The organism is Oleiphilus sp. HI0123 (assembly GCF_001635315.1).
Window position 1 is genome coordinate 1 of the sequence record NZ_LWGE01000576.1, and the last position, 228, is coordinate 228.

A 228-nucleotide genomic window follows, 5' to 3' on the forward strand; every position below is an offset into this window, starting at 1 on the left:
TACCAGCTAAAAACTAAAACTGGTCAGGCCGTCGATCAAAACATTGACGCTACCTATGAGCGTGTTGCCAAAGCGCTTTCATCTGTAGAAGAAGAGGGCAAAAGAGAAACCGTCTACAACGACTTCAAGTGGGCACTAGAAAACGGCGTTATTCCAGCCGGCCGAATCATGTCTAATGCCGGCGCAGGCGAGCATAAGCCGGCAACATCAACCATTAACTGTACTGTC

At 48.7% G+C, this 228-nt stretch carries 1 protein-coding gene; it reads left to right on the forward strand.

Going from position 1 to position 228, the window contains the following annotated elements:
* The coding region (locus tag A3761_RS05275) for a ribonucleotide reductase N-terminal alpha domain-containing protein (RefSeq protein WP_369808178.1) at nucleotides 1-228 on the forward strand (228 nt) is incomplete at both ends.